Annotated in this window: 6 protein-coding genes; 4 read left to right on the forward strand and 2 right to left on the reverse strand. The window is 67.2% G+C overall.

Features of this window, described 5'->3' with window-relative positions; genetic code table 11:
• A partial coding sequence (locus tag ACCC94_RS25925) for a DNA polymerase II (protein WP_413352483.1) occupies positions 1-2,169 on the forward strand: 2,169 nt, incomplete at its 5' end.
• A gap of 63 nt (positions 2,170-2,232) precedes the next feature.
• On the opposite strand, the gene queD is transcribed toward ACCC94_RS25925, so the two are convergent.
• Together queD and norR are read right to left on the reverse strand one after the other, a co-directional pair.
• Positions 2,233-2,589 carry a 6-carboxytetrahydropterin synthase QueD gene (queD, locus tag ACCC94_RS25930; protein ID WP_017516521.1) on the reverse strand — a complete coding sequence of 119 codons (357 nt, stop codon included), beginning with the start codon at positions 2,587-2,589 and terminating at the stop codon, positions 2,233-2,235.
• Positions 2,590-2,695: 106 nt separating this feature from the next.
• A complete protein-coding gene (norR, locus tag ACCC94_RS25935; protein ID WP_413352484.1) occupies positions 2,696-4,255 on the reverse strand; it encodes a nitric oxide reductase transcriptional regulator NorR in 1,560 nt (519 codons plus the stop codon).
• A gap of 169 nt (positions 4,256-4,424) precedes the next feature.
• Between norR and hmpA the strand changes: the two genes are divergently transcribed.
• Genes hmpA through ACCC94_RS25950 form a run of 3 tightly spaced genes read left to right on the forward strand, consistent with a single transcriptional unit; the run spans position 4,425 to position 7,091 of the window.
• The gene (gene hmpA, locus ACCC94_RS25940) at positions 4,425-5,606 is read left to right on the forward strand and encodes an NO-inducible flavohemoprotein (protein ID WP_413352485.1); all 1,182 of its coding nucleotides are present in this window, start codon (positions 4,425-4,427) and stop codon (positions 5,604-5,606) included.
• Between the two features lie 50 nt (positions 5,607-5,656).
• Positions 5,657-5,914: a transmembrane sensor/regulator PpyR gene (locus tag ACCC94_RS25945; RefSeq protein WP_413352486.1), complete on the forward strand. Its 258-nt coding sequence runs from the start codon at positions 5,657-5,659 to the stop codon at positions 5,912-5,914.
• Positions 5,901-7,091: an NnrS family protein gene (locus ACCC94_RS25950; RefSeq protein WP_413352487.1), complete on the forward strand. Its 1,191-nt coding sequence runs from the start codon at positions 5,901-5,903 to the stop codon at positions 7,089-7,091. The genes ACCC94_RS25945 and ACCC94_RS25950 overlap by 14 nt, the downstream gene beginning before the upstream one ends.
• Positions 7,092-7,373: the final 282 nt, after the last annotated feature.

Here is a 7,373-nt window from a genome sequence, read left to right on the forward strand (position 1 = left end):
GAGCTGCGCCCGCTGGGCCTGCGCGACTTCCAGCAGCGCCCGGTGCTGGGCCTGTATTGCCAGCAGCATCGCCAGCTGATGAACCTGGAAAAGCGCCTGCGCGAGGCTGGCGTCGAGGTGTTCGAGGCGGACATCCGCCCGCCCGAGCGTTACCTGATGGAGCGCTTCATCACCGCGCCGGTCAGCTTCAGCGGCGAGCCCGGCGAGGGCGGCAGTATCGCCACCGCGCAACTGCGCCCGGCGCCGGAGTACAGGCCAAAGCTGAAACTGGCCTCGCTGGACATCGAAACCAATATTCGTGGCGACCTCTATTCCATCGCCCTGGAAGGCTGCGGCCAGCGCCAGGTCTACATGCTTGGCCCGGCCAATGGTGTCGATGGCGAGCGCGATTTCGAGCTGGAGTACTGCGACAGCCGCGCGCAACTGCTGGAGCGCCTGAACCAGTGGCTGGCCGAGCACGATCCGGACGCCATCATCGGCTGGAACCTGGTGCAGTTCGACCTGCGCGTGCTGCAGGAGCATGCCAAGCGCCTGGAGATTCCCCTGCGCCTGGGCCGTGGCGGCGACGAGATGGGCTGGCGGCAGCACGCTTCGAGCAACCATTACTTCGCCGCGGCGGCGGGGCGGCTGATCATCGACGGCATCGAGGCGCTGCGCTCGGCGTTCTGGAGCTTCCCCTCGTTCAGCCTGGAAAGCGTCTCGCAGCAACTGCTCGGCGAAGGGAAATCCATCGACAACCCCTACGACCGCATGGCCGAGATCGACCGCCGCTTCGCCGAGGACAAGCCAGCTCTGGCGAAATACAACCTCAAGGACTGCGAGCTGGTCACGCGCATCTTCGAGAAGACCCGCATCCTCGACTTCCTGCTCGAGCGCGCCAGTGTCACCGGCCTGCCGGCGGACCGCAGCGGCGGCTCGGTGGCGGCCTTCACCCACCTGTACCTGCCGCCGATGCACCGGCTGGGCTACGTCGCGCCGAACCTCGGCGGCAAGGCGCCGGAGGCCAGCCCCGGCGGCTTCGTCATGGATTCGCGGCCGGGGCTCTACGAGTCGGTGCTGGTGCTGGACTACAAGAGCCTGTACCCGTCGATCATCCGTACCTTCCTGATCGACCCGGTGGGGCTGGTGGAAGGCCTGAGCGATCCTTTGGACGAGGCGTCGATTCCCGGCTTCCGTGGCGGGCGCTTCTCGCGCACGCAGCACTGCCTGCCAGCCATCGTCGAACGCGTCTGGCAGGGCCGCGACGCTGCCAAGCGTGACGGCAACGCGCCGCTGTCGCAGGCCCTGAAGATCATCATGAACGCCTTCTATGGCGTGCTCGGCTCCAGCGGCTGCCGCTTCTTCGACCCGCGCCTGGCCTCGTCCATCACCATGCGCGGCCACGAGATCATGCGCCGCACCCGCGAGCTGATCGAAGGGCAGGGCCATCGAGTGATCTACGGCGACACCGACTCCACTTTCGTCTGGCTCGGCCGCGCCCATGACGAGGACGAAGCCGCCGAGATTGGCCATGCGCTGGTGCGCCACGTCAACCAGTGGTGGGTCGAGCACCTGCGCGAGGAGTACGGGCTGGAAAGCGCACTGGAAATCCAGTTCGAACGGCACTTCCGGCGCTTCCTGATGCCGACCATCCGCGGCGCCGAAGAAGGCAGCAAGAAACGCTACGCTGGCCTCGTGCGGCGTGCGGACGGCAGCGACGAGATGGTCTTCAAGGGTCTGGAAACCGTGCGTACCGACTGGTCGCCGCTGGCCCAGCAGTTCCAGCAGGAGCTGTACCTGCGCATCTTCCAGCGCCAGCCCTACCGGGATTACGTCCGCGATTACGTGAGCCGCACCCTGGCCGGCGAGCAGGACAATCTGCTGGTGTTCCGCAAGCGCCTGCGCCGCCAGCTCGGCGACTACGAGCGCAACGTGCCGCCCCACGTGCGCGCCGCGCGTATCGCCGACGACTACAACGAGCGCCAGGGCCGCCCGCGCCAGTACCAGCGCGGCGGCTGGATCAGCTACGTGATCACGGTCAATGGCCCGGAACCGCTGGAAACGCTCGCCTCGCCGATCGATTACGACCACTACGTCAGCCGGCAGCTGCAACCCATCGCCGACGCCATCCTGCCCTTCGTCGACGATGACTTCAGTGCGCTGATCGACAAGCAGATGGGGCTGTTCTGATTCCTTGGACGGCGGAATGAACAAGGCCGGCAAATGCCGGCCTTGTTCATGGCGGGGAGCGCATCAGTCGCCGCGGTATTCGCAACCGCTGGTGCAGGTCTCATGCACGCGCACCTTGGACAACTCCGGCAGCAGCGGCTTGAGCTGTTGCCAGATCCAGCGGCAGAGGTTCTCGCTGGTGGGGTTTTCCAGGCCGGGAATGTCGTTCAGGTAGTTGTGGTCGAGCTGGTCGTAGATCGGCTTGAAGATCTGCTTGATCTCGGCGAAATCGCGAATCCAGCCGGTATGCGGGTCGACCTCGCCCTCGATGTAGATGGCGGCCCGGAAGGAGTGGCCATGCAGGCGGCCGCACTGGTGCCCGGCAGGAACATGGGGCAGGCGGTGGGCGGATTCGAAGGTGAACTCTTTGAACAATTCCACGTGGTGCGCTCTGTGACGGTCGCCGGCCCTGGAACGGGCCGGCCGGAAAATGGGCGCATAGTCTATCACCATCGCACCCACCGGACTGGCCGATCCGGCCAGCGGCTCACTTGATCGCCAGGCGCTTGGCCAGGCGGTTGAGGTTGGCGCGGTCCAGGCCCATCTCGCGGGCCACGGCCGCCCAGTTGCCGTCGTGGCGCTCCAGGCTCTGGCTGATCAGGCGGCGCTGGAAGGCCTCCGTCGCCGGGCGCAGTTCGCCGGCAGCTTCGATGTCGCCGGCATGGCGGTCGTCGCTGTCGGTGCTGACGGCTGCGCCTTTGTGCAGATCGTTCAGCGTGAGGTCTTCGACGCCCAGGCTGAGGATGCGCGAGCGCTGCGAGTGGTTCGCCAGGGCCTTGAGGGAAGCGCGGCCGATCAGGTGCTCGAGCTCGCGTACGTTGCCCGGCCAGGGGTAATCGACCAGCGCGGCCTGGGCTTCGCGGGTCAGCCGCAGGCTGCGCAGGCCCAGGCGTGGGCGGTTCTGTTCGAGGAAGTACCCGGCCAGCAGCAGGACATCGTTGCCGCGCTCGCGCAGCGGCGGAACGCGCAGCGGGTACACGCTCAGGCGATGGTAGAGGTCCGCGCGGAAGCGACCGGCGCGGACCTCTTCGGCGAGGTCGCGGTTGGTGGCGGCGATCAGGCGCACATCCACGTGATGTTCGCGGTCGGAGCCCAGGCGTTGCAGCTGGCCGCTCTGCAACACGCGCAGCAGCTTGGCCTGGATCGACAGGGGCAGCTCGCCCACCTCATCGAGAAACAGCGTGCCGCCATCGGCCAGCTCGAACTTGCCGCGTCGCTCGCCCACGGCGCCGGAGAAGGCGCCACGGACGTGGCCGAAGAGTTCGCTCTCGACCAGGGTTTCCGGCAGCGCCGCGCAGTTCAGGCTGATCAGCGGCTGGGTACGACGCAGCGACTGGGCGTGGATGGATTGCGCGACCAGCTCCTTGCCGACGCCGGTTTCGCCGGTGATCAGCACGCTCAGGTCGCTACCGGCGACCACCTGGATCTCGCCCATCAGCGCCTGGTGCGCCTTGCTCTGGCCGATCAGTTCCCTGGGCTGGTCGCCGGAGGCGCGCTGGTAGGCGTCGGCGCGCTGCTGCTCGTGTTCGGCGCGCTGGGCCAGGTCGGTCATGCGCTGGTTGGCCTTGACCGTGGCGGCGGCGAGGCTGGCGAAGGCTTCCAGGTTGTCCAGGTCGCCGCTGGAGAAGCGCTCCGGGTCCAGCGCGTCCAGGGTCAGCAGCCCCCAGGGTTGTTCATCGACCAGCAACGGGCAACCGAGGCAGTCGTGGACCTCCAGGTGGCCGTGCAAACCCTCCACCAGCCCGTCATAAGGGTCGGGCAGGCCGCAGTCGGCGGCAAAATGCGTCGGGCCGGGATGCTCGATGAGGGCGCGCAGACGCGGGTGCTCGCTGATCCTGAAGCGGCGGCCGAGGGTGTCCTGGCTCAGTCCGTCGACAGCCAGCGGTACCAGTTGGTCGCCTTCCAGGCGCAGCAGGGCGGTCGCATCGCACGGCAGCAGGCCGCGCAGGGCTTCCAGCAGGCGGCGATAACGTTCGCTTTCCGGCAGCTCGCGGGACAGGTCGGCGACCAGCGGGAGGAGGGTGGCCAGCAGAGGATTGCGAGTCATATTGACCTCTTGGGAGTCGTTATGACTCGGTTGGAGTGCGGTCATTATGACTCATGTGCGGCCGGCGCGCCCGTGATTCCAGGGCTGCTCGCTTGGCACGCTTCCTGAAATGCCCCTCGCAGAAGGCGCAGGCGCCCACTCACTGCCTGGCCCACGCGAGGAGAACCCCATGCTGTCCAACGAACACCGTACCCTGGTCAAGGCCACCGTTCCGCTGCTGGAGACCGGCGGAGAGACACTGACCCAGCACTTCTACAAGATGATGCTCAGCGAGTACCCGGAAGTTCGTCCGCTGTTCAACCAGGCGCACCAGGCCTCCGGCGACCAGCCCCGGGCGCTGGCCAATGGCGTGCTGATGTACGCCCGCCATATCGATGAACTGGAGCAGCTCGGCCCGCTGGTGGCGAAGATCGTCAACAAGCACGTTGCCCTGCAGATCCAGCCGGAGCACTACCCGATCGTCGGCAGCTGCCTGCTGCGGGCGATCCGTGAAGTGCTGGGCGAGGAGATCGCCACCCAGGCGGTGATCGACGCCTGGGCGGCGGCCTATGGTCAACTGGCCGATATCCTGATCGGCGCCGAGGAATCGGTGTACCAGCACAACGCCGAGCAACGTGGCGGCTGGCGCGGCGCGCGGCGCTTCCGCCTTGTGCGCAGGCAAGCCGAAAGCGAGGAAATCACCTCCTTCTACTTCCAGCCGGTGGATGGCGAGCCGCTGCTGGACTTCCAGCCGGGCCAGTACATCGGTCTGTCCCTCGACAGCGGCGGGGAAGAGGTGCGCCGCACCTACTCGCTGTCCGATGCGCCCAATGGTCGTGAGTACCGCATCAGCGTGAAGCGCGAGCCCGAAGGCAAGGTGTCGAATTACCTGCACGACCGCCTGAACCCGGGCGATGAGCTGGACCTGTTCCCGCCGGCGGGCGATTTCGTCCTGCGTCAGAGTGACAAGCCCCTGGCCCTGATCACTGCCGGTGTCGGCATCACTCCGGCACTGGCCATGCTCAGGCCCGCGCTGGAAGCCGGCCGCGAAGTGCACTTCATCCACTGCGCCCGCCACGGTGGCGTGCACGCGTTCCGCGAATGGGTCGAGGCGCTGTCCGATGCGCATCCGCAGCTCAAGCACTACTTCTGCTACAGCGAGCCGCGCGAGCAGGACGCATCCCACGCTGCAGGCTTCCTCAGCCGCGAGCGGCTGGCCGACTGGCTTCCGGAAGATCGCGACCTGGACGCCTACTTCCTGGGTCCCAAGCCGTTCATGGCCCAGGTGAAGCGTCACCTGCGCGAGATCGGTGTTCCCGAGCAGCAGTCCCACTACGAGTTCTTCGGCCCGGCCAGCGCGCTGGAGGCCTGAACCTGAGCGCCGGCCCGCCGGCGGGCCGGCGCAACCCGAGGAGGTGTGTGATGGAAAGTCTTTTCGCCTGCCCGCAACGCAATCTGTCGATGTCCTGGTCACTGCTGACCGGCGGGCTCGTCTTACTGCTTCTGGGAATCGTCGGAGCCTATTTCGTCGATGGCCATCTGAACCTGCAGAGCGTTGTCGCAGCGCATGCCTTCACCATCCTCGGTCCGACATTATTGAAACTGGGCTACGTGCTGCGGCTGGTGGCCCAGCATCAGATGCGCAAGGAAGGCTGGGAGGCTTGCTGTGTTGCTGGTTGATCGAAAGGCTCTGCTGACCATCGCGCCGCTCTGGCGCCTGGGTTTCCGCCCATTCTTCCTCGGCGGCGCGGTGTTTGCGCTGGTCGCCATCGCGGCCTGGGCGGCGGTGCTGCTCGGTGTGCTGCCGGCGTGGCAACCGCTGGGCGGCTGGCTGGCCTGGCACCGCCATGAAATGCTCTTCGGCTTCGCGGCGGCGATCATCGCCGGCTTCCTGCTGACCGCGGTGCAAACCTGGACCGGCCGCCCCGGCGTCAGCGGCAAACCGCTGATGCTGCTGTCGCTGGTCTGGCTGGCGGCGCGGGTGGGCTGGCTGGTCGGTGCGCCGCTATGGCTGGTTACCGTGCTGGAGCTGGCGTTCATGCCGGCGCTGGCCTTCTTCATCGGCCGCAGCCTGTGGCTGGTCCGGCAGAAGCGCAACTACCCGGTCATCGTGGTGCTGAGCCTGCTGGCGCTGGCCGATGCGCTGGTGATGGCGGGCGTCTGGACCGGCAACGAAAGCTGGCAGCGTGGTGGCGCATTGGGCGCGCTGTGGCTGGTGGCGGCGCTGATGGGGCTGATCGGCGGCCGTGTGATTCCCTTCTTCACCCAGCGCGGGCTGGGCCGCAGTGCCCAGGTGCCGGCCTGGAACTGGCTGGATAATTCGCTGCTGGGCGGCACCCTGCTGGTGGCGGTGCTGAGCGCCGTCGGCATCGGCCTGACGCCGCATCTGTTGGTGGGCCTGCTGTTCGCCGCGCTGGCGGTCGGGCATCTGATCCGCCTGTGGCGCTGGTACGCCAAGGATTACTGGGGCGTGCCGCTGCTCTGGTCGCTGCACCTGGCCTACCTGTGGATGATGCTGGCTCCGGCGGGCATGGCGCTGTGGCACTTCTCGCCGACCTTCAACCCGAGCCTGGCGATCCATGTGCTGACGGTGGGCGGTGTCGGCGGGCTGATTCTGGCGATGATCGCGCGGGTGAGCCTGGGCCACACCGGCCGACCGCTGCAGCCGCCGAAGGTGATGGCCTGGGCCTTCGTGCTACTGAACCTGGGCGTCGTCGCACGGGTGTTGCTGGTGATCTGGTGGCCGCTGGAGGGCCTGAGCATCGCGGCGGCGTGCTGGGTGGTGGCTTTCCTGCTGTTCGCCTGGCACTACGGACCGATGTTCTGGAAGCCGCGGCTGGATGGGCAGCCGGGGTAGGGCAGTTCGCGAGCGAGCCCCGGCACGAACCGGCTCGTTCGTAGGGCACATGACGCGCCAGCGTTATCCGCCGCGAGGCAATCGGCGGATAACCCGTTCCGGGTTATGCGCCCTACGGTGCCACATTGATTGGGCAGCACAGCCCTTGCAGGAGCGAGCTTGCTCGCGAACCCCGCCTGGGCGTCGGCATGGCCAGCTGGCCATAGTCCCGGCTGCGCCGGGATTTCGCGGAGAAGCTCCGCTCCTACGAAAAACGCACGGTGCCAACCTGTAGGAGCGAGC

This window comes from Pseudomonas sp. Pseusp97, assembly GCF_047304025.1.
Taxonomy (GTDB): domain Bacteria; phylum Pseudomonadota; class Gammaproteobacteria; order Pseudomonadales; family Pseudomonadaceae; genus Pseudomonas.

Coding starts and splice junctions, on each gene's coding strand:
- hmpA (WP_413352485.1), top strand. CDS start 4,425: ATGCTGTCCAACGAACACCGTACCCTGGTCAAGGCCACCGTTCCGCTG.
- norR (WP_413352484.1), bottom strand. CDS start 4,255: ATGACTCGCAATCCTCTGCTGGCCACCCTCCTCCCGCTGGTCGCCGAC.
- ACCC94_RS25945 (WP_413352486.1), top strand. CDS start 5,657: ATGGAAAGTCTTTTCGCCTGCCCGCAACGCAATCTGTCGATGTCCTGG.